General features: G+C 34.8%; 23 protein-coding genes. 7 read left to right on the top strand and 16 right to left on the bottom strand.

Translation table 11 applies throughout. The annotated features are described in order from the left end of the window. Nucleotides 1-7: 7 nt before the first annotated feature. The gene (locus tag AEQSU_RS16055) at nt 8-718 is read right to left on the bottom strand and encodes a hypothetical protein (RefSeq protein ID WP_014781157.1); all 711 of its coding nucleotides are present in this window, start codon (nt 716-718) and stop codon (nt 8-10) included. A gap of 74 nt (nt 719-792) precedes the next feature. Here AEQSU_RS16055 and AEQSU_RS01880 point away from each other — a divergent pair, with 74 nt between their 5' ends. After that, nucleotides 793-1,398, top strand: coding sequence for a DUF1684 domain-containing protein (locus AEQSU_RS01880; RefSeq protein WP_014781156.1), 606 nt, complete (start codon nt 793-795; stop codon nt 1,396-1,398). On the opposite strand, the gene crcB is transcribed toward AEQSU_RS01880, so the two are convergent. Continuing rightward, on the bottom strand, nt 1,395-1,766 hold the full coding sequence (crcB, locus tag AEQSU_RS01875; RefSeq protein ID WP_014781155.1) for a fluoride efflux transporter CrcB: 372 nt from the start codon (nt 1,764-1,766) through the stop codon (nt 1,395-1,397). The two genes, AEQSU_RS01880 and crcB, sit on opposite strands and share 4 nt — an antisense overlap. After that, nucleotides 1,767-2,822 (bottom strand): SRPBCC family protein, encoded by a 1,056-nt coding sequence (locus tag AEQSU_RS01870; RefSeq protein ID WP_014781154.1) that lies wholly within the window; start codon nt 2,820-2,822, stop codon nt 1,767-1,769. A gap of 153 nt (nt 2,823-2,975) precedes the next feature. Here AEQSU_RS01870 and AEQSU_RS01865 point away from each other — a divergent pair, with 153 nt between their 5' ends. After that, nucleotides 2,976-5,015 (top strand): dipeptidyl-peptidase 3 family protein, encoded by a 2,040-nt coding sequence (locus tag AEQSU_RS01865; RefSeq protein WP_014781153.1) that lies wholly within the window; start codon nt 2,976-2,978, stop codon nt 5,013-5,015. A 75-nt stretch (nt 5,016-5,090) separates the two neighbouring features. On the opposite strand, the gene AEQSU_RS01860 is transcribed toward AEQSU_RS01865, so the two are convergent. The 11 genes from AEQSU_RS01860 to AEQSU_RS01810 form a co-directional block, all read right to left on the bottom strand. Continuing rightward, nucleotides 5,091-5,879, bottom strand: coding sequence for a hypothetical protein (locus AEQSU_RS01860; RefSeq protein ID WP_014781152.1), 789 nt, complete (start codon nt 5,877-5,879; stop codon nt 5,091-5,093). Then, nucleotides 5,852-7,027 carry a CHASE2 domain-containing protein gene (locus AEQSU_RS01855; protein ID WP_014781151.1) on the bottom strand — a complete coding sequence of 392 codons (1,176 nt, stop codon included), beginning with the start codon at nt 7,025-7,027 and terminating at the stop codon, nt 5,852-5,854. Before AEQSU_RS01855 ends, AEQSU_RS01860 begins: the two co-directional genes overlap by 28 nt. Further along, a complete protein-coding gene (locus tag AEQSU_RS01850) occupies nt 7,017-7,736 on the bottom strand; it encodes an ion transporter (protein WP_245529108.1) in 720 nt (239 codons plus the stop codon). The genes AEQSU_RS01855 and AEQSU_RS01850 overlap by 11 nt, the downstream gene beginning before the upstream one ends. Nucleotides 7,737-7,763: 27 nt before the next feature. Continuing rightward, on the bottom strand, nt 7,764-9,332 hold the full coding sequence (locus AEQSU_RS01845) for a sel1 repeat family protein (RefSeq protein WP_014781149.1): 1,569 nt from the start codon (nt 9,330-9,332) through the stop codon (nt 7,764-7,766). Between the two features lie 10 nt (nt 9,333-9,342). After that, on the bottom strand, nt 9,343-9,867 hold the full coding sequence (locus AEQSU_RS01840) for a hypothetical protein (RefSeq protein ID WP_014781148.1): 525 nt from the start codon (nt 9,865-9,867) through the stop codon (nt 9,343-9,345). Beyond that, a complete protein-coding gene (locus tag AEQSU_RS01835; RefSeq protein WP_014781147.1) occupies nt 9,867-11,321 on the bottom strand; it encodes a C1 family peptidase in 1,455 nt (484 codons plus the stop codon). The genes AEQSU_RS01840 and AEQSU_RS01835 overlap by 1 nt, the downstream gene beginning before the upstream one ends. A gap of 12 nt (nt 11,322-11,333) precedes the next feature. Continuing rightward, nucleotides 11,334-11,990 carry a hypothetical protein gene (locus AEQSU_RS01830; RefSeq protein ID WP_014781146.1) on the bottom strand — a complete coding sequence of 219 codons (657 nt, stop codon included), beginning with the start codon at nt 11,988-11,990 and terminating at the stop codon, nt 11,334-11,336. A 19-nt stretch (nt 11,991-12,009) separates the two neighbouring features. Next, nucleotides 12,010-12,723 (bottom strand): hypothetical protein, encoded by a 714-nt coding sequence (locus AEQSU_RS01825; RefSeq protein WP_014781145.1) that lies wholly within the window; start codon nt 12,721-12,723, stop codon nt 12,010-12,012. A 77-nt stretch (nt 12,724-12,800) separates the two neighbouring features. Continuing rightward, nucleotides 12,801-13,184 (bottom strand): response regulator transcription factor, encoded by a 384-nt coding sequence (locus tag AEQSU_RS01820; protein WP_014781144.1) that lies wholly within the window; start codon nt 13,182-13,184, stop codon nt 12,801-12,803. Nucleotides 13,185-13,503: 319 nt separating this feature from the next. Next, nucleotides 13,504-13,728, bottom strand: coding sequence for a response regulator transcription factor (locus AEQSU_RS01815; protein WP_052309010.1), 225 nt, complete (start codon nt 13,726-13,728; stop codon nt 13,504-13,506). Between the two features lie 824 nt (nt 13,729-14,552). Continuing rightward, nucleotides 14,553-14,741 carry a hypothetical protein gene (locus AEQSU_RS01810; protein ID WP_014781143.1) on the bottom strand — a complete coding sequence of 63 codons (189 nt, stop codon included), beginning with the start codon at nt 14,739-14,741 and terminating at the stop codon, nt 14,553-14,555. 142 nt (nt 14,742-14,883) lie between these two features. On the opposite strand from AEQSU_RS01810, the gene AEQSU_RS01805 reads away from it, so the two are divergent. After that, a complete protein-coding gene (locus tag AEQSU_RS01805) occupies nt 14,884-15,270 on the top strand; it encodes a pyrophosphohydrolase domain-containing protein (protein ID WP_014781142.1) in 387 nt (128 codons plus the stop codon). An 89-nt stretch (nt 15,271-15,359) separates the two neighbouring features. Here the strand turns inward: AEQSU_RS01805 and AEQSU_RS01800 are convergent, their stop codons facing one another. Next, the gene (locus AEQSU_RS01800) at nt 15,360-16,430 is read right to left on the bottom strand and encodes a branched-chain amino acid aminotransferase (protein ID WP_014781141.1); all 1,071 of its coding nucleotides are present in this window, start codon (nt 16,428-16,430) and stop codon (nt 15,360-15,362) included. 112 nt (nt 16,431-16,542) lie between these two features. Between AEQSU_RS01800 and AEQSU_RS01795 the strand changes: the two genes are divergently transcribed. The 3 genes from AEQSU_RS01795 to AEQSU_RS01785 all read left to right on the top strand — a co-directional run bounded on the left by AEQSU_RS01795 (nt 16,543) and on the right by AEQSU_RS01785 (nt 18,849). After that, nucleotides 16,543-17,058, top strand: a complete 516-nt coding sequence (locus tag AEQSU_RS01795; protein ID WP_014781140.1) for a DUF4920 domain-containing protein — start codon at nt 16,543-16,545, stop codon at nt 17,056-17,058. Nucleotides 17,059-17,064: 6 nt separating this feature from the next. Then, nucleotides 17,065-17,736, top strand: coding sequence for a tRNA (5-methylaminomethyl-2-thiouridine)(34)-methyltransferase MnmC2 (gene mnmC2, locus AEQSU_RS01790; protein ID WP_014781139.1), 672 nt, complete (start codon nt 17,065-17,067; stop codon nt 17,734-17,736). Between the two features lie 204 nt (nt 17,737-17,940). Continuing rightward, entirely contained in the window at nt 17,941-18,849 is a 909-nt protein-coding gene (locus AEQSU_RS01785) for a TIGR01777 family oxidoreductase (protein WP_014781138.1), read from the top strand. A 51-nt stretch (nt 18,850-18,900) separates the two neighbouring features. Here AEQSU_RS01785 and AEQSU_RS01780 read toward each other — a convergent pair whose 3' ends face one another. Continuing rightward, nucleotides 18,901-19,554, bottom strand: coding sequence for a YceI family protein (locus tag AEQSU_RS01780; protein ID WP_042491547.1), 654 nt, complete (start codon nt 19,552-19,554; stop codon nt 18,901-18,903). Between the two features lie 105 nt (nt 19,555-19,659). Here AEQSU_RS01780 and AEQSU_RS01775 point away from each other — a divergent pair, with 105 nt between their 5' ends. Further along, nucleotides 19,660-20,253 carry a nucleotide exchange factor GrpE gene (locus tag AEQSU_RS01775; protein ID WP_014781136.1) on the top strand — a complete coding sequence of 198 codons (594 nt, stop codon included), beginning with the start codon at nt 19,660-19,662 and terminating at the stop codon, nt 20,251-20,253. The last annotated feature ends 3 nt before the right edge of the window (nt 20,254-20,256 follow it).

Here is a 20,256-nt window from a genome sequence, read left to right as displayed (position 1 = left end):
TTAGTTGCTAATCTATTACTCTTTTTAAAGTCATCCCAAATCTTACGGCAGCTTTGTCGTACATATTTCCCATTCTAAGGAGGCTTGGTCTTGGATAATCTTCATTGGCTTCTAAAAATTTTTTAAGCCAATTTGTTGATGAAATACCAGTTGTACTTAACGGAACTTCGGTGTTAAAAGATAAGTTCCCAACAACATTAAATCCTTCAGCTCTGTCAACATCAATTTTTGCAATAATATTTTCTGGGTTTGAAGTTTCAAAAAAAGTGATTTTCAAGTTTGCTTTGGCAGGTTGTTTTGCAATTCCCACATCATATCCAAAATACATCCAGTCTGTTTGCACTTTCATTGTGTAAAATACCGAGTCGTCATCAACAACAAATTCAATTGGGTGATCATAATTTTTTATGCGGTTATTTAAAGCCGTAGCAAAAATCTTAGGATAAATGGAGTCTTTTGCGTTGAAATAACGTTTCTCCCAATCCAAAGCTTCCTTAGCATCAAGCTTGTTTTCAATCTTTTCTTTTATATAATTCACGAATTGAGGCTCAGTAAGAGTATCTGCATTGAAACGAAGGCCTTCATAAGTGAAAACTACATTTACTTTTTCTTGAGTTGCTAAAAAAGCCATTTCTTTTTTGTCCAACTTAATATGTTGTGCAAAAAGAGAAGACGCAGTAAGACAAATAAAAAGTGTATAGAGGAGAAATTTCGTCATAATTTATTTTTTTTCAAAAATAGAAATAAATGTGAAGTTTGAAATTGTTTTCTACTTTTACTGAAAACCATTATATGAAGACGCTACTTCTTTTCTCAATACTATTATTTTCTTATTCAATTTTTGCTCAAGATGAAACGTTGGTTTCCGATAGCGAAGCAGCTCAAATTGAATTAAACGAAGAATTCAGCAATCCCGAGACTACGATTTTGGAACCAGCCGATTTCAAAAACTTCAAAGGTTTGGAGTTTTATCCATTTGATGAAAAATTTATTGTGAAAGCTAACCTTGTTCTCACTCCAAACGAAAAGCCGTTTTTAATGCCAACCACAACATCCAGAACGCCCGAATATGTGAAATATGGCGAAGCGCATTTCAGTTTAGAAGGAAAGGATTTTGTTTTGAATATTTTTAAAAGCACCGAACCTTATGACGAGCCAGGATATGAAGATTACCTATTTCTTCCTTTTACAGATTTAACGAGTGGAGATGGTTCCTATGGCGGCGGCAGATTTTTGGATCAACGCATTCCTGAAGATGATACTTTAGTTATTGATTTCAACAAAGCATATAATCCGTATTGCGCTTATAGTCCGCGATTTTCGTGTCCAATTCCGCCAAAAGAAAACGATCTTTTAATTAGAATTGAAGCGGGTGTAAAAGATTTTGGAAAGCATTAAAAAAACTTCACCAACCACATTCCGAAAAAAACCATTGCAAAACCAAGCACGAAACTTCCAAACGTATAAAGTGCGAACGACATAAAATCTCCTGCTCTTAAAAAAAGATGATTTTCATAAGCAAAAGTCGAGAAAGTGGTAAAGCCACCACAAAAACCTGTAGCTAAAAACAAGACCGTATTTTGGGAAAGTGTTTCGTTTTTTAATGCTAGGCCGAGAATAATTCCAATTAATAAACTTCCTAATACATTCGCAGCAAGTGTTCCATAAGGCACGCCATTTTCATAATCATTTAGATAGCTGGAAAGGAGGTATCTTAAAGTACTCCCAAAACCACCGCCAATAAATACTAATACTAACTGTTTCATTTAAATTCCTTCTTCAACTGGTTCTGGTGAAGTGATTATTGGTATATAAATCTCCGTTAACCAATCTGCTGGATTTGGAGTTGCTTCAGGATCGGTAATATATACTTCAAACATTTTTCCCTCAGGATCTTTTTGTAGGCTGTTTTGAACTATATACTTTTCACCTTTAGAATAGGCTTCAGAAATGTGTTTGTAATTTCCTTTTAATGAAATTTTCACTGCGGAAACAGGTTCCATAAATCCGCAAACCACAGGACTGCCTTCTGGTGTAACCACTTTTTCTTTTACAGGAACACCAGTTGAAAAGATAACGGTGTTGTTGGCATTGTCTATTGAATTATAAAGCGTAAACGGTTTGCCTGCCATATTTAGATTGTTAGTCTTAACAAAATCTATAACCATATTCATCATTGGTTCCGTTTTCTGGTCCACTTCTTCCTGTTTTGCAACAGAAGTTGTGTACATATAATAACCGCCGCCATATTGGGTAACGCCATCTACGTTTATGGAGTACTGTTTCATATCTTCGGCCACTTCTAGAGCAATTCCTTCAAGGCCTTCTTTGTTCATTTTGTGCATTTGGGCGTTAAAATCCATTCCGCTGAAAGAATAATATGCTTTATCAATCAATGTATGTTCGCCCTTCATTCCCCAAGTTACTTTTGTTCCGCCATCTACTTCTTCAAAGTTCCAATACACTTTTGGGTGTCTTTCACCAGCGGGAGTGACTAGGGTTAAATCTTGTTCTATTTCTTTATTCGGAATTACTTTAGTAGTTGTCATTGACCCGCTCATATCGCCATCCCAAGAGTAAGAGGCACCTTCGCCTGAAGTTTTTTCGGCATAAGTAAAAGTAATAGAAGGATCTTCTTTTTTCCAAGGACCCCAAGTTTCCCAGCTTTTATAATCATTCACTTTGTTGAAAACAACTTCTGGTGGAGCCATAATTGTTATAGAATCCTGAACATCATACGTTCCGTCTTTTGTTCCGAAATATATGGCGCTACCTATTATTATTAGAAGAATAAGAAAAAGTAAGTATTTTAAAATTTTCATCAGTTTAAGTGGTGTTAATTGGCGTTGCTAAGGTAATGAAATTTCATGGATGCTATTGAAATCCAAGTCCTACAAAATTATTGCAGAATTATTCATTATAATATAGCGGAAATTATTTTAGTACATTTGCGGAAATCATAAACTTTTTTTAAAATGAAGAACACCTTTTTTATTGCGATGGCAATGTGCGGTTTGTTGTTTTTTTCTTGTAAGGAAAACAAGGAGGACAAAGATGTGGCACAAGTGGAAACATTACAATCCACTGAATTTGATTATAATGTGGAGCAGTTTAGCGACATAAAAGTTTTGCGTTATCAAATTCCAGGTTGGGAAAAACTTACTCTGAAAGAACAAAAACTTGTGTACTATCTTACCCAAGCTGGTTTGGCGGGTAGAGACATTATGTGGGACCAAAATTACCGTTATAACCTAACGATAAGAAAGGCTTTGGAAAACGTTTACACCAATTATGAAGGTGATAAAACTACTGAAGACTGGAAAAATTTTGAAACTTATTTGAAAAGAGTTTGGTTTAGCAATGGTATTCACCATCATTATTCCAACGATAAAATGAAGCCGGATTTTTCTTCGGACTATTTAAAACAACTTCTAACCGATACCAATACTACTTTGGAAGGCGAAGCTTTTGATGTGCTTTTCAACGATAAAGATTCTAAAAAGGTAAACCAAGCTAAGGGCGTTGACAATGTTTTGGAAAGTGCCGTTAACTTTTACGGTCCTGATGTTACCAATAAAGATGTTGAAAATTTCTATTCAAAAAAGAATTCTCCAGATCCTAAAAAACCACTTTCATATGGTTTAAACTCGCAACTGGTTAAAGAAAATGGAGTTCTTACGGAAAGAGTTTACAAATCTGGCGGACTTTATGGAGCTGCAATTGATAAAATAATAGAATGGCTTGAAAAAGCACAAGGCGCTGCTGAAAATCAGGCTCAAGGTGATGCCCTTGGTCTCTTGATTCAATACTACAAAACAGGCGATCTTCAAACTTGGGATGACTACAACGTAGCTTGGACTGGCGCAACTGCAGGAAATATAGACTATATAAACAGTTTTATTGAAGTTTATAATGATCCATTGGGTTACAGAGGTTCTTATGAATCTGTAATTCAAATAAACGATTTTGATATGTCCGAAAAAATGGCGGTGCTTTCAGAAAACGCACAGTGGTTTGAGGATAATTCACCTTTAATGCCAGAGCACAAAAAGAAAAATGTTGTTGGTGTAACTTATAAAGTTGTAAACGTTGCTGGTGAAGCTGGCGATTCTTCCCCAAGTACACCAATTGGTGTAAACCTTCCAAATGCAAACTGGATTCGTGCCTCTGTGGGTAGTAAATCTGTTTCCCTTGGAAATATTATTGAAGCATATAATAATGCTGGAAATACAGGTAGATTGAAAGAGTTTGTAAACGATCCTGAAGAAGAAGAACTAGAAGAAAAGTATGGTCAGGTTGCAGATAAACTTCACACGGCGCTTCACGAGGTGATTGGTCACGCTTCTGGACAATTAAATCCTGGCGTTGGCGAAACTAAAGAAACTTTGAAAAACTATGCTTCTACTTTAGAAGAAGGCCGCGCGGATTTGGTTGGTCTTTACTATTTATACAATCCAAAACTACAGGAACTTGGTTTGGTTGATGATTGGAAAAAAGTAGGAATGGCGGCCTATGACGGCTACATCCGTAACGGTTTAATGACACAATTGATTCGCTTAAACATTGGTGATGACGTTGAAGAAGCACACATGCGAAACCGTCAATGGGTTTCTGCTTGGGTTTATGAGCACGGCAAAAAAGACAACGTAATTGAAAAAATTACACGCGACGGAAAGACGTATTACAACATCAACGATTATGAAAAATTGCACGATCTTTTCGGTCAACTTCTTCGTGAAACGCAACGAATCAAGAGCGAAGGCGATTACGCAGCAGTTGAACATTTAGTTGAAACCTACGGCGTAAAAGTAGATCAAAACCTTCACAAAGAAATCTTGGAACGCAACAAGCAGTTTACTTCACCACCTTATAGTGGTTTTGTGAATCCTGTATTAGTTCCTAAAATGGACGACAATAATGAGATTGAAAGTTTCACAATTGAGCAACCAAAAACGTTTGCGGAACAGATGATGTTTTATTCTAAAAATTATAGCAATTTGCCTGCGGTGAATTAAGCTTTAAGTATTTTTAATAGAAAAGCTCCAGTTTATTCTGGGGCTTTTTTTATGTGAAAAATTTGCTATCTAGTTTTAATTGAGACAAAACTTATTGTACTGACATAGCTGTTCTGAAATTTCTGTTTTAGTCAAACCAATTTCTGTTAAAGACTCCGTCAGTTCATTAAATTCTTCTTTTTTAGTTTCAAATTGCTCACTATTTAAGTAATTCAACTGATTCATTTTGATTCTTGTAAAGTCTGGATATTCCGTGGTGGCGACACCCCAATAGTAGGTGTTGCCTTTTTCAAGTAAATTACTTCCCACATAGAGCGTTAAGCTATTGCAACCTACTTTTATTTTTGAAACTGTATTGGTTTCGTTGTTTTTCAAGAAGAAATAATATTGCTCATCTTTTTTATTAGATTGCCATGAAAAAGTCACATCATTTTTGAATATTGAAGTGCTATCTAACGGCGTTACTAGCACATCAATTAATGCGTCTCGATATACATTTCCTGTATGATTTTGAGTAGCTTCCTTTTTATTTATCTGTTTCCAGACGTAGGAAAAATATTGACTTGAAAAATTTTCTTTTGAGCTTTCCTTTTTGTGATTTTCAAAATCAATAACTGCATAACTTCCAGGAGAATCTATTTCAAAGACTTCACCAAAATTGTTAATCAGAATTAAGGTATCATCATTTTTAAGTTCCACTTTTCCAGTTTTTAAAAGAATACCTTTTGAAATGGGCAACGTATTAGAACCCTCGGAAAGGTTAGGGGTCCCCGTAGTTTTAAAAACTGCATATTCTTGGGCGTTCACCATTGAAGGCAGTAATAAAAGAATACAAGCTAATCGTAAAAGAAGAAACTTTTCCATTTATATTTAGTATTTAGTTTTTTTGAAATTAATATGTATAATCCAATAAATTCTACACTTATTATTAAAAACGCAATTACAATTTCTGGTGAAAAAACAACTTTGTTTTTATATAGCCATAACGAAAACCATAAGAGCATTACTGTAATTGCAAGCTGGGATATTTTTTTAATTAAGGTATAACTGGCAGAGCTCTTTCGGTTATACCACATAAAAAAAACAAGGCCGAAATAGGCTAAAATAATAGCGCATATAATACTTACCCATTTGGGAACAGCAGTAAAATAAGTGTCAGTCAGCATCATCTGTATAATATTTGCATGAATCACAACACCAAACATATCTGGCGGACTCTTGCCTGCGCTTTTAGCATTAAGAGGTGTGAAAAATTTGTCTTCTATATCCGTTGCACTTCCGTGAGGATTTCCCAAATATCCGAGGAGAACTATTTTATCTTTCATTCCTGGAATTTCTTCAGCCATCATACATTCCTCTAATGAAAGGGTCATAAAAGAATCCATGTTTCCCACAAAATTTATGGTGTTTTCATCTTTTAGTTTTTTACGAATTTTTTCAGAAGGCCAAGAACTTCCTTTGTAAAAGCTTACTAAAGTGGTTGCCAAAGAAGCTTGTAGTGTGTCGTTTATAGATTTATATCCTTGAAATTTACGGATTACATTTTCGGTGGAATTAAAGTTTAGATTAGTGTAGCCTGATTTTTCAACTTTTTGGCGGTTAAAAAAATTGTAATCCCAAGTATCATCTAAATAAGCTTTTGCTGTGATTACATTGGGTTTGGTTAGTTGTTCCTGCAACAATGAATCTACAAACGAATCTTTTTGTTCTTTAAAAATAATATCCATTCCAATCACCTTCGGCTTTTGTTCTTGAATTTTGACCAATAATTCTTGAATTTGAAAGCGGTCCGCATGTTCCACGTTTACCAAAATGATATTGTTGGTAGGTTTTAAAGGTGCCATTTTTTCAGAATAATATAAATCTAAAAAACTAAAATCTTTGAAGGCTCCTGTAAATGGATTAAAAATGGAAAGGTTTAAAACCATATATGAAATTGCAGAAATAAAGAACAACGCCATTACTAAACAGAGAAAAGCATCGCGAAAAAGTAATTGTTTTTTAGTCTTCATTTTTCTCAGACTTCTTCTTGTTTGCAGTTCTTGAAAGCGCTGAGGCCACTATGCCTGCTGGAATTGTAACAATTCCTAGTCCTACAATGAGGATGCAGAATGTAAATATTTTACCTCCAATTGTAATGGGATAAACATCTCCATAGCCTACAGTTGTTAATGTGGAAATTGCCCACCAAAGACTTTCAAAAACTGAAGAGAATTTTTCCGGCTGGGCTTCGTGTTCAAAGAAATAGATGCCGGTTGCAGCTAAGTATAATAAGATAGCAGTAATCATTAAGAAAAGTAGAATTTCTTCCCGTGCTTCGGTGGCTGCTTTTTTAAAGTGATTAAGTGCTGAATTGTAGCGAACCAGTTTAAATATTCTAAATAGACGAAAAATCCTGAAAACCCGAACGCTTCTTAAATCTGCCCCTAAGGAAATATAAAAAGGAAAGATTGCTAAAAGATCAATGATTCCGTAAAAGCTATAAATATATTTAAGTTTATTTTCTGCATAAAGTACTCTAAGAATGTATTCAATAGTAAAAACTATGATGCAAAACCGCTCAAAATAAATTAGAAATTGATTTGCCCGTGAATCTAAATTTGGTAGTGTTTCAAAAAAGAGACTTATTAAAGAAAGTAGTATTAAAATCTGAATAAATATATCAAACCTTCTACCCCAAGTAGAATTAATATTGATTATCATTTCTTTTAATCTACTCACTTATATTGGTTGTTTATCTTCAGAAAGTTACCATTCGCCTAAACGGGTTAGGATATTTATAGCGTCTATATTGCCTTGTTTAGCGGCTTTTCTCCACCAATCTAAGGCGAGGCTCTTATTTTTGCTTATTCCTTTTCCTTTGAATAGCATCCAAGCAACTTTTTCCTGTGCGTAGGCATTTCCTTCTCTGGCTGCTATAATGTAGTGCTCAAAAGCTTCAGGGAAATTATCTTTGAAGAAGTAATTATCGCCTTCAGAAATATGGTTGATTTTTGCAGCTTCTCTTCTTGCTTTTTCTTCAGTTATTCTTCTTTCTTCTGCTCTCGCTTTTCTTTCAGCCGCTTCATTCTCTTTGGATATTTTTTCTTCTAAAGCTTCTCTTTTTTTATCTGCTTCCTTTTTTCGTAATTCTTCTTTTTTTCGAAGTTCTTCTTCCTGTATACGATCATCAATCTCTTTTTGATTCATGATTCTTTTGTATTCACTCATTCCAATTAACTTGTTCACTTCAGAAATTCGGCTATCATTTTTGTCTGAAATATTGAATTGCTGAAATTGATTTCCAAAAATTATTGCTTTGTCATATTTATTTTTAGCATAACATTCTTTACTCATCTGAAATAAAACCTCTGGATTTTGGAAGAAAGCAGACTTGGTTGTACCAGTATCTATATATAAGGAAACTATCTGTTTTATCCTACCGTTGTCACTAAGATTCTCAATACTTAAATAATTAATATAGGCACTTTCAGCTCTTTCCTGCTCTTTCATTCCTGTAAGACAAATTGCCTCAAGATAACGTATATCTTCTGTGTATGCTTTGTAGTATTTAGTTCTAGCATAGTCCAAGGCTTGAAGGTTATTGCTAAAATCATCTGGAGTTAAAGAGTTGTAACTTTCTTTCAATAGAGTATTGACTTCATTAACCATTGTTTTACCAACTTCATCAATATCTTTATCGCTGACTTTAATTATACGTGTTTTTTCTACCGAATTCCATCCTTCTTTGGCTTTGTCAATTCTGTCTACTCTTGCTGGGTGTGATGCGGATGCTCTTTCTGGCAGAATTGCGGTGGCCGAAATAGTTTCTTCCTCGGTGGCTCCAAGTAAACTTAAGGCTCTTCCCGCCCAATAGTCAGCACTCAGTTCATACTCATGGGAACTAGAACCATTATTGAGACTGTGACCCAAAAGGTGGTGGCCAATTTCATGAGCTAAAACAAATTTTGCAGACCAGGAGTTGTTGGTTCTATTTATAATATCCTGTATTAAATTGGGATCATACAAAATGTAGCGCACGTCGTTTCCGTTTTTGTCTTTTAGAATCTTGGCGATTGCATTATTTATCTGGCTACAATCCTTTAAAACAAATGATGCGTTGCTTATATCTTTTATTCCGGCAGCAGTTTTTAAAATTGCATTTACGGCATCTTCAATATCTCGAGGTGTATTCATAAAGCCCAAAGAGGCAGATTTGCAGATTTCATCCAGTTCTTCTTCAGATTCTGCTTCTTGCACTATATCTTGGAAATTTTGTGTAAATCCCGCAAATGGTGTGGCAAGGCAAAAAAGAATAATGAGTACTTTTTTAATCATAATATTAATTTTAGTTCGCTAATTCAATAAGTTCCTCTTTTAAAGTTTCAGCAATCTTTAATACGGTCTGACCTTGAACAGACGTAAAACTTATAGTACCGGTTTCTTCATCCAGTAATAGCAATAGTTGTTGATCCTCATGGTTTAATTGAAATTGAAGCGTAGGGTTGAATGGAAAATTTGCATCTTTAACTTCAATATAATTTTCATTGTTTAGAATATTGTTTAACAATTGGTCATCTTCAAATTTAAAATCTTTAATTAGCTCTAGCTTTCTGCCAAACTCGACTTCAGTTCCTTCAATTACTACAGATTTAATATTAGACACTTTCATAGTGTCTGAATGTTCCAAAACATTAAAATCTATACTGCCTATTAATTCTTCAATTGAAATTAAACTTTGTTGCTTAGGTTCTTCATCTTCTTTTACTACATCTTGCTGGCCTACTGGCAAATCTTGTGCTGCAAGATCTGCGGTTTTGCAACTCAAGAAGAGTTGAAGTGTGAATATGCTTATAACAACAATTATTTTCATTAAGAACGCTTAATATCTAACACCAACATAGCCACTGACCCTTCTGTGAATTTTGAATCAAATTTCATTTGATTTCCTGAAAGTGTCATGGTTTCTTTCGGGATTAATTTATCATTGAAAATTACATATAGCTTATCTGTGAGTTCTCCTTCTAAGGTGTTTAGTTTTTGTAAAACTTCGTTATAATCAATTTTTTCTAATGAAAAGATGACTATGGTATAATCTGATTCCACATCCTTATTCAGTCTGAAAAAATATTTTTCACCAGGAACAACCAGCTCAGAACCTTCGTGGTCTATGTAGGTGCTTATGTTTTCTTCAAAAGGAAATAAAACCCCATTCTCGCCACTACTGTCTGCTCCAAAAACATATACATATGCAGGTTGATCTACTTTTGCATACATTCTATAACGAGTTTCTTTTGGGTAGGCAGTGACGGTTTTGTAATCCCCAATGGTTTTTGTGTCTGTTTCTTCTTCTTCTACCACATCTTGCCAACCAAGTACGCTCTTTTTAAATGTACCATCGCCTTTTGCAACTGCCATGGGCATTCCTCCTTTAAGTTCAATCCGCAGTTCGCCAGCCAATGTTTTAAATTGATCTACTGGTTTTGGGTTTGGTATCAATTCTACTGCGTATTGGCAAAGGTTTACGAAGTCGTCATATTTCATCCAGATGTAGCCGTTATTGCCCCAATTGGTTCCCCAACTGTTTACAATTTCAAAGGCTCCTCCGTATTTTTCATCATCAAAACCAATAACGCACATAGCGTGACCGCTGTTGGTAGGAATGTTGTCTGGAACATATACATTCTTAGCTACAAACAATGCGTTTTCAACCTTAAAGCCACCAATAACAGGATTGCCGTTGTGCAAAGCGCGTTTTACGTTGTCTATAATTTCGTGGCTTGGTGCATCAAACGTAATTAAACGTCTGAAGTCTTTGATTTTGTTATGTGAAGCGGTTTGTGTAACGTTATCAGGAATTGCATCATCACACAATTCTGCTTCGGCATATTCTTTAAAATAGGGAGCGCCGTCATCTACTAGAGATTGCGCTCCTTTGTGTATAAAGGCTCCTTTATTACAGTTGTAGTTGTCGTCTTCAACTTTTGCAATTAAGTACGTGAAAATTGGCGAAAAGGCTAATTCATCAATTTCAGCAGTGTTGGTTATATTTTGTTGTCTTGCTTCTAGAATTGTCCTTCCATAATACGCAGAAGACCATCCCAAACAAGTGCTGTATCCTCCTTGATTTTTTACCGTTGGTACATACTGTTTTAATGAAGCGCTACGAATATCTGCCAAGTCGTCAAAAAATGATACATTGTTTGCTTTTTTTGGAATACTTTCATAGCCTGCTTCATCAAAAAGCAAACCTGTGCCTTGCTGTTGGGCGAAGCACAGGTTAAGGCTAAATAAAAACAATAAAAGTGTTGTGTTGATTAATTTCATGGGAACTGTTTTTTATCGTCTGTCTGAAAAGTTATCTCCATCTACAATAAGTCTGCCTTCACCAACGTCTATAAATTCATCATCAATATCGCCGGTTTTCTCAATTACAACAAATGCGTTTTCCATGTTTTTGATACCTCCAGATGTCAATGTGCCTGAAATTGCTAATCCATTTATAAAATTAACGGGACCAGAACTTCCTTGACTTTTACCTTTTATTTTTATTATAATGGTAAAATTATTGCCAGATCCTGAAATGAAGGATTCCAATCCAGTTTCTGTACTCAAAATTTCGCCATCTGCATTAATTGTTTCACTGAAAAAATCGATGGATAGTTCTTCAAGATCTTGATTTGAAAAATAACATTTCTTGTCTGCGAAACGATAGCCAATATCAAAATCGTCTTCAATATTTGTTTTCTCCAGAATATATGGGCTCATTAAGAAAGCTCCTTCAACGTCTGGTGGATTGGCTCCCGTATTTATCGGAATTCCTAAATCTAGGATACTGTTATAGGCTTCATCTGATAGGAATTTTTTAATATCAGCAGTAGAACCTGTAAACCCTAATTCTTCGGCAGATTCTAAGAAAGAAATCTCAGATTCCACGCAGGAGTTAAGAAATAATGAAGCGCTTATTGCGAAAAATAATATATATAATTTTTTCATGGTTATCTATTTTTAAGTCTTAGTTTAGGTTTACTCGTACAGAAAAATTTACTGTTACTGGCGATTTGTATTTTATTTTAACTTCCTCTACGCTTGGATCTTCATCTTCTAGACCAAGCAATTTTTCTGAATTAAAAAAGATAGGAGAGAGTAATATGTCACCTCCAATAAAAAATCTATTACTCAATCGCCAAGTTAATCGTGCCCCTCCTGAAAAGTATAGCGAGCTTCCGTAATTAAGTTTACTTTCTTTTTGTTGCAAATCTATGTTTCCAATTCCCGCCGTTGGAGAAAACTCAAAGTTCGTAGAAAGTCTATTTCCCAAAGGAAAATCCCACTTCAAAGCTCCGAAAACGTCAAAAGCCTGAACATTATCACCATCAATAATAGCCCCGTAAGCAAAGAAGCCAGGTCCGAAACCAGAACTATTAAAATCGGCGTTAAATGCCAAGCCATAACCCATATTTACTATATTATCTCCGGTAGTGAGTTCTTGTGTTTTTCCATTTTGGGTTACATTTATTTCGTTTATATAAAGAGGTATAGGCATAAACATTACTCCAATGGAATATTCTGTGAAGGTTTTCACTTTTTCTTGAGGCACGTCATAAACATGCTCTTTATTGTTTGAGTCTAGTGGGTTAGGACCCGAGTCTGGACTTTCGAAATTTTGTGCAAAACCTAGACTAGTGCATAGTAAAGCAATTGATAAAAATGTGTTGATTTTTTTCATAAGTGCGGTTAATTGTTAAAGTTTAGCCAAAACTAGAAAAGCTAGTTAGAATGTGAAATACCCTTTAGTGGGTATTTTTAGGCCTTGCGTATTTCGTTTTTTACATACAGGAAAGCAACTGTTTGTAATTTTCCTTGTCCTTTTAAAGATAATTTTTTTATGATATTTTTGCGGTGTGTACTAACTGTGGCATTACTTATATTTAATTGGTGAGCGATTACTGAAGTGGTAAACCCTCTTCCCACTAATCCAAATACTTGCATTTCTCTTTTGGATAATACTTCCTTATATCTTGTATTCTCAGCATGGTTGTCTAAGTCAGCCGTTTCTTTTTTCAAAGTTTTTTCTTCAGTAACACTAAGTATTGCATTAATAACTTTGATTGCTTCTTCATATTTCAGTTTAGAACCATCTGAAAATTTAGAGTCAATGATATTTAAAAAGTATATTAAATTATTCATAATTAAATTTATAGTATTTCTGAAATTGATCTATGGTTAAGTTAAAATATTGCAGTATCAACTTGTAAAAAGCTATTTTCAAGGTTAAATGTTTTTATTAATTGTAAACATAGCCTTTAGTAGAAGTTTTCAAAATACCCGCTATTAGGTATTTTTTGAAAATCAAGTAATTATAAAAAAGGGCTACAATAATGAAATTGTGCCCTTTTTTGAGAACAAGACCTCCTCAAATATTGTTCTAAACAAAAATAGGGTGGGGATTGAGTAAAAAAAATACCCTTTGGGGGGTATTTTTAAAATTTGTTTGTAAGCAGATTATCTAAAATTTATACTTTCTATCCACAGCATACCGAAACAATTCTCCCTTACTTGAAAGTCCTAGTTTGTGTATTATATTCTTTCGGTGCTTTTCCGCGGTGGAAACTGCCGTGAAGCGCAATTGAGCAATCTCGCTAGTGGATTTTCCTTGGCCAATGTATTTCCAATATTTCCCGCTCGCTTTTATACAAAATTGGTTTTTTCTCCGAAGATTGGGAATCCGCATCCAAAAACGAAAGGTCTATCGCAGTGTCGAAAATTGTATTGTCTTCTGCGACGGCCTTTATAGCGTTTAGTACCTCTTCTAATGGAGAGTTCTCACAGAGATAATTTAAAAGTATGATTAGATTTTAAAGTATTTCTTCTTCAATTCTATCGAGACATTCATCATAATTATTCGTGAAATCATACTGGCTTAAATCATCATTTATTACTTTTTAATTTCAGCTTCATCTTTTGAATAATTTTTATCGTAAATATATATTGAGTAAAAACTTTCTTTTGGATTGTATTTTTTAAATAATTTGAAAGACTATCTTTCTATAATTCAATTGATTTTAGAGCAGGATTAATCACAAGCCTATCGCTGGTTCCAGATTGTAATATTTCTAATAATATTTCCTTGTTATTAATTAAAAACCATATTCGTTTTGAAATATCGGGCTTAATTTTAAATTGCGAGCCACTAGTCTCATTTACCTTACATTCAAACGAATTAAAAACTCAAACTATATCCTCGGGTCTATTTTGGGATGGTATTTGTGTATGTTATATTTTCTGGCAATCGTCACAACTTATTTCGGGAGAAGTATAACAGCTTTGGAATAGTACTACGATTAATAGTGTGTAAAGAGTGAGATTAATTTTTTCATAAGTTTTTAGTTTTGGTTGTTGGTACAGTGAATGAAAATCTTCAAAATATTTAAAATAAAACCCATCCAATAGGAGGTATGTTTACTATTTCTAAAACACTTTAATTGTTCTAATTTAAAGAGAAGATTTTAGAGAACCTATTATTTGTTTGATGTTCAATTAAGAACAAAGAAATAATTAATGCTTTAAATAAGATTTTAAAGCCAATAATAATCCCACAAAAATTATAAAACCAATCAATACCCAAATACTGCCTTTATACTGTTTTTTGTGAAGTTTCTTATCACCCATATAACTAAAAACCATAAGAATGATGAAGGCAACAAAAACAATAATAGCAAAAACCAACTGGCCGGTAGTGAACATAATTTTGTAATTTTATGGCTGTAAAAATAGAGATTAAACAGGAAACGAGACTTAAATGAAACACAACAATTCCTAAAATTCACCCAAAACTGTCTTGATTCTTGGTTCTTGCCTCCCTTAAGTCTAGTAAAAAAAAATTGTTATGAAAAATAAAATCGCCGCAGTTTCTGAATTTCACAAAGCTTTTGGTCTTGGAATGAATGAAACCCCAACTGCCAAACTTGGAATCAATAAAAACCTTTTGCGTTATGAATTAATGCGCGAAGAAAATGAAGAATACCTAGAAGCCGCCAACAACGAAGACTTGGTTGAGGTTGCCGATGCCTTAGGCGATATGCTCTACATTCTCTGCGGAACCATAATTGAACACGGAATGCAGCATAAAATTGAAGAAGTTTTCAACGAAATTCAGCGAAGCAATATGAGTAAATTAGGTGAGGATGGAAAACCAATTTACCGAGAAGACGGAAAGGTTTTAAAAGGACCAAATTATTTTAAACCGAAAATTAAAGAGATACTTGAGAAATAAAACTCCAAAAGTCAGACCTTTTGGAATTTGGAATTTGTTTTTTATTTGGAATTTGATTCTTGTAGTTTTTGGGATTTAAGTTTTGTTTTTCACAAAACTTCAAACCTCCACCCGTATGGATCTTCACCAATGTTATGCTGAATATCCATTAGTTCTTTCTTAAAACGAGTAGAAAAACTGTCTTCTGGTTTGGTAAGTTCATAAACCACGTCTTTATGGCTAAATGCACTTACAGGACTAATTACGGCGGCTGTTCCAGCTCCGAAAATTTCTTTTAGACTTCCGTTTTTAGCGGCTTCAACTAATTCTGAAACTAAAACTGGGCGTACGTCAACGTCTATATTATTATGTTTGGCTAAGTCTATTACACTTTTTCGTGTTACGCCGTCCAAAATTCTATCGCTTACAGGAGCGGTTAGTAAAGTATCATTTATTCTGAAAAACACATTCATCGTGCCAGCTTCTTCCAAATATTTGTGCTCGCTATCGTCTGTCCAGATTACTTGTTGAAATCCTTTTTCGCGTGCCAAATTGGTTGGGTAAAACTGTGCGCCATAGTTTCCTGCGGCTTTTGCAGCACCCACGCCACCGTTGGCAGAACGACTGTAATGATCTGCAACAATAACTTTCACATCGCCTGTATAATAGGCCTGTGCAGGGGCCGTCAAAATCATAAACTTATAATCTGTAGATGGTGATGCAGAAACACCAACTTGAGTAGCCATTACAAATGGACGAATGTAAAGTGAATTGCCAAGTCCAGATTTAACCCATTCCTTGTCCATTTTAACCAACGTTGTCAAAGCTTCAAAGAAAAGATCATGCGGAAATTCTGGAATCGCCATTCTTTTTGAAGACTTATTTATTCTTTCAAAATTTTCTTCAGGTCTAAACAACCAAATTTTCCCTTGGTCGTCCTTGTAGGCTTTCATTCCTTCAAAAACGGCTTGACCATAATGAAAAACTTTTGCTCCAGGAGAAATTGATAAATTTCCATAAGGCCTAATTGTTGGGTTTTGCCAAGCGCCATCTTTATAATCACACTCAAACATATGGTCGCTAAAGGTGCTTCCAAAAGTAAGATTGTCAAAATCTACTTGTCCAATTCTGGAAGATTCAACTTTTTGTATATCCATTTTTTGCGTGGCTGAAGTATTCATTAAATTAAGTGTTTATTTTGTAAAAATAGGGAAAATTTAGACCATATAAAATTCAAAAAATTATTAAACTTGCAATCACGTATTAATCAATAATTTATTAAATTTTTTTAAGATGAAAAATATTCTCTACATACTTGCACTTTCAATAATCATTTTCAGTTGTAAAAACGAAAAATCCGATGAAAAGACTGTTGTGGAAGCTGAAGAAATCGCTATAAACTATCAAACTTTTGGTGACGAAATTACTGATGAAAACGTTTTGTCTAAAGAAGAAATTGTAGAAAAATACAAATCGCTTAAACCTGGAGATACTGTAAATTTAAAATTTGCAACGAACGTAAAAGAGGTTTGCCAAAAAAAAGGTTGTTGGATGAAAGTAGGTATGGGCGATGACGAAGCAATGGTACGTTTTAAAGATTACGGTTTCTTTATGCCGAAAGATATTGCAGGTCAAGAAATCATTGTAAACGGAAAGGCTTATGTTGAAGAAATGAGCGTTGAAGACCAGCGCCACTACGCAGAAGATGGTGGGAAAACTGCAGAAGAAATAGCCGCTATCACCGAGCCAAAGCGTACCCTTGCTTTTGAAGCCGATGGCGTACTTATTCCTGAAATAGAAAAACAATAATTTTTTTTGAAACGCACTTTATTAAAAACTGGCGACGGTTCTTATACCTTGCATATTGCTGAATGGGATGAACAATATCATTCCAAGCACGGCGCAATAGCCGAAGCTCTTCACGTTTTTATAAAGGAAGGACTTCATTATTGGGTTGCAAAAAATGAATCCACTGAAATTGCGATAATGGAAATTGGTTTTGGAACAGGTTTGAATGCTTTTCTCACTTTTTTAGAAGCTGAAAAAAGTAATTTCATAATTAACTATACTGGCGTAGAGGCATATCCATTAGGTTTAGATGAAATTCAATCACTTAATTACGCTTCACTTTTAAATGCATCTGAAGAAATTTTTTTACAGCTTCACAATAGTACTTGGGAAGAAAACCACTCCATTTCAGAAAATTTACGACTGACAAAAAACCAGCAGCTTTTTTCAGAAATAAACGCTGAAAATAGTTTCAATCTAATCTATTTTGACGCCTTCGGAATTCGTGTACAGCCCGAACTTTGGACCGAAGAGATATTTCAAAAAATGTACAATTCCTTAAAACCCAATGGAGTTTTGGTAACCTATGCCGCCAACGGAAACGCACGCCGAGCAATGCAAGCCGTAGGTTTTACTGTAGAACGTCTTCCTGGCCCTCCCGGAAAAAAGGAAATGATGAGAGCGACTAAAAAGAGTTAGCAGTCACAGTTACAGTTGGCAGTCGCAGTTCACAATCACAGTAAAACGAGGTTTAATGTTCAAAATTTCTAAATAACAATTCTTCTGGTCTCGCAACCAATCCCGAATTCACCAATCCCGAATAACCGAATCCCGAATTACCGAATTCACAATCTTCCGTTAACACCCTTTGCCGTTCACTTTTGAAGTTCTAAATTTAGGTTTATGATTAAGAAAGTGTTGATAACAGGAGCTACAGGGCTTATTGGGAGTGAGTTGATAAAGCAATGTCATGGTGAAGGAATTGCGGTTAATTACCTCACAACCAGCAAAGAAAAAATTGAAACTTCAGAAAATTATAAAGGATTTTATTGGAATCCGAAGAAGGGTGAAATAGATTTAAATGCTTTTAAGGACGTTACCGCAATTGTTAATTTGGTAGGTGCCTCCATATCCAAACACTGGACAAAAAAATATAAAAAAGTCATTCTTAATAGCAGAGTAAAAACTATAAATCTATTATATGAAACTCTTCAAAATATAGATCACAACATTGTACATTTTATTACTGCAAGCGGTGTGAGTATTTATCCAAACTCTAAAACAAAACTCTACACTGAAGAAGATACCGAGGTGGACGATACTTTTTTGGCAGAAGTTGTAGTCGCTTGGGAAGCTGCAGCTGCAAAATTTAAAAATTCTGGTATGGAAGTTAGTAAAGTACGTACTGGTGTTGTTTTGGCGAAAGAAGAAGGCGCTTTACCAAAATTAGTAAAACCCATCAAACTTGGAGTCGGAGCACCATTAGGAAGCGGCGAACAATGGCAATCTTGGATTCACATTCAGGATATTGCAGGGATTTACCTTTTTCTTCTTAAAAATCAATTAGAAGGAAAATACAACGCAGTTGCTCCTAACCCTGTTCAAAATAAAAAGATGACGAAGATGATTGCAGCTAAATTTGACAATCCGCTATGGATGCCAAATATTCCAGCTTTCGCATTAAAACTTTTGTTGGGAGAAATGTCCGTTTTGGTCTTGGAAGGACAATTGGTCAGTTCCCAAAAAATTGAGCAATTAGGTTATCAATTCAAGTTTTACAACTTGGAAAACGCTTTGCAGGACTTACTGTAAACAAAATAGGGAGGCAAATTTGCCTCCCTATCTAAATAATATTATTCTTAGTTACGCTTTGTTAGCAACCAAAGAAACAGTGATTATCATAATGTCATTGATAAATTTATCACCCAAGCTTGGGAATACAGATTTTGATCCGTAATTCACGCCCCATTTGGTTCTGTCAATTTCAAAAGCTTCACTTTTCATCATCATTTTGTCGCCTTCCATAGTTACGGTTGCAGGAAATTCAATAGCATTCGTTTTATCTTTTATGGTCAAGTTTCCTTTTACCACGTTGTTCTCAATGCTTGTCATTTCAAATTTTGCAGTTGGAAATTCTTTAACGTGGAAAAAATCGCCTTCCTTTCCTTCAACAGTACCTTTAAGATGTGCTTCCAAATTTGCTTTATCCTCACCTTCAAGATCTTCATCGTTGATAGTGTTCATGTCAATCACAAAGTTTCCAGCTTCAGCCTTCCCTTCGTTAAGATGAATAGTTCCAGAAGCAAGTTTAATGGTTCCGTTATGCTTACCTGTTGGTTTAGCGCCTTCCCACATGATTTGCGATGCAGCAGTATCTACAGTATATTCTGTAGCCATTTCAGTTGCTTCGGCAGCTTCTTCTGCAGTCATTTCGGCTTCTTTTTCTGTGTTTTTGCAAGAAAAAGTACCTACTGTAATAAAAGCCATTAAAGTAATTTTTAAAAATGTAAATTTCATAAATTTTGGTTTTTGTTTCGAGGTGCAAACATAGGCGTTAACAAAATAAATACTCTTAAAGAATTATTAAATTAAACCCTGTGACATTTTGACAATTTAGCACAAATGGCAGTACTTTTGCTCCCTTCAGAAAAAATTGAAAGAAACGCTATTATGAGCAAAAACGATAAATTCGAAGAAAACTTCCAAGATGAAGGCTTTGAAAATGCAGAAATAAACGAACAAGAAATTGCTGAAGAAAACGTAACCGACGCCCTTTCTGAATTGCAAAACGAATTTGAACGCGAAAAAGATCGCTATTTGCGTCTTTTCGCTGAATTTGAAAACTATAAAAAACGTACTTCTCGCGAGCGCATGGAAATGTTTAAAACCGCTGGAGAAGATGTCGTGGTTTCCATGTTACCAATTCTGGACGATTTTGAACGCGCCTTGAAGGAAATTGATAAAATGGAAGGCGACAATCACTTTAAAGGAGTGGAGCTAATCAATAATAAATTACGCGAAACCCTTAAAGCAAAGGGATTGCAATTAATGGAGGTTAAACCTGGTGATACTTTTGATGCAGATTCGCACGAAGCCATCACACAAATTCCAGCTCCTGAGAAGAAACTAAAAGGTAAAATTATAGACGTTGTTGAAAAAGGATATACTCTAGGCGACAAAATAATCCGCTATCCAAAAGTGGTTATAGGACAATAAAAT

The organism is Aequorivita sublithincola DSM 14238 (genome assembly GCF_000265385.1).
GTDB lineage: Bacteria > Bacteroidota > Bacteroidia > Flavobacteriales > Flavobacteriaceae > Aequorivita > Aequorivita sublithincola.
This window is presented reverse-complemented; position numbering and strand designations above follow the sequence as displayed.

What these genes read in the sequence shown, in the direction of transcription:
- AEQSU_RS16055 (WP_014781157.1), bottom strand. Translation starts at nt 718, where the DNA reads ATGACGAAATTTCTCCTCTATACACTTTTTATTTGTCTTACTGCGTCT.
- AEQSU_RS01880 (WP_014781156.1), top strand. Translation starts at nt 793, where the DNA reads ATGAAGACGCTACTTCTTTTCTCAATACTATTATTTTCTTATTCAATT.
- crcB (WP_014781155.1), bottom strand. Translation starts at nt 1,766, where the DNA reads ATGAAACAGTTAGTATTAGTATTTATTGGCGGTGGTTTTGGGAGTACT.
- AEQSU_RS01870 (WP_014781154.1), bottom strand. Translation starts at nt 2,822, where the DNA reads ATGAAAATTTTAAAATACTTACTTTTTCTTATTCTTCTAATAATAATA.
- AEQSU_RS01865 (WP_014781153.1), top strand. Translation starts at nt 2,976, where the DNA reads ATGAAGAACACCTTTTTTATTGCGATGGCAATGTGCGGTTTGTTGTTT.
- AEQSU_RS01860 (WP_014781152.1), bottom strand. Translation starts at nt 5,879, where the DNA reads ATGGAAAAGTTTCTTCTTTTACGATTAGCTTGTATTCTTTTATTACTG.
- AEQSU_RS01855 (WP_014781151.1), bottom strand. Translation starts at nt 7,027, where the DNA reads ATGAAGACTAAAAAACAATTACTTTTTCGCGATGCTTTTCTCTGTTTA.
- AEQSU_RS01845 (WP_014781149.1), bottom strand. Translation starts at nt 9,332, where the DNA reads ATGATTAAAAAAGTACTCATTATTCTTTTTTGCCTTGCCACACCATTT.
- AEQSU_RS01840 (WP_014781148.1), bottom strand. Translation starts at nt 9,867, where the DNA reads ATGAAAATAATTGTTGTTATAAGCATATTCACACTTCAACTCTTCTTG.
- AEQSU_RS01835 (WP_014781147.1), bottom strand. Translation starts at nt 11,321, where the DNA reads ATGAAATTAATCAACACAACACTTTTATTGTTTTTATTTAGCCTTAAC.
- AEQSU_RS01830 (WP_014781146.1), bottom strand. Translation starts at nt 11,990, where the DNA reads ATGAAAAAATTATATATATTATTTTTCGCAATAAGCGCTTCATTATTT.
- AEQSU_RS01825 (WP_014781145.1), bottom strand. Translation starts at nt 12,723, where the DNA reads ATGAAAAAAATCAACACATTTTTATCAATTGCTTTACTATGCACTAGT.
- AEQSU_RS01820 (WP_014781144.1), bottom strand. Translation starts at nt 13,184, where the DNA reads ATGAATAATTTAATATACTTTTTAAATATCATTGACTCTAAATTTTCA.
- AEQSU_RS01815 (WP_052309010.1), bottom strand. Translation starts at nt 13,728, where the DNA reads ATGCGGATTCCCAATCTTCGGAGAAAAAACCAATTTTGTATAAAAGCG.
- AEQSU_RS01810 (WP_014781143.1), bottom strand. Translation starts at nt 14,741, where the DNA reads ATGTTCACTACCGGCCAGTTGGTTTTTGCTATTATTGTTTTTGTTGCC.
- AEQSU_RS01805 (WP_014781142.1), top strand. Translation starts at nt 14,884, where the DNA reads ATGAAAAATAAAATCGCCGCAGTTTCTGAATTTCACAAAGCTTTTGGT.
- AEQSU_RS01800 (WP_014781141.1), bottom strand. Translation starts at nt 16,430, where the DNA reads ATGAATACTTCAGCCACGCAAAAAATGGATATACAAAAAGTTGAATCT.
- AEQSU_RS01795 (WP_014781140.1), top strand. Translation starts at nt 16,543, where the DNA reads ATGAAAAATATTCTCTACATACTTGCACTTTCAATAATCATTTTCAGT.
- AEQSU_RS01785 (WP_014781138.1), top strand. Translation starts at nt 17,941, where the DNA reads ATGATTAAGAAAGTGTTGATAACAGGAGCTACAGGGCTTATTGGGAGT.
- AEQSU_RS01780 (WP_042491547.1), bottom strand. Translation starts at nt 19,554, where the DNA reads ATGAAATTTACATTTTTAAAAATTACTTTAATGGCTTTTATTACAGTA.
- AEQSU_RS01775 (WP_014781136.1), top strand. Translation starts at nt 19,660, where the DNA reads ATGGCAGTACTTTTGCTCCCTTCAGAAAAAATTGAAAGAAACGCTATT.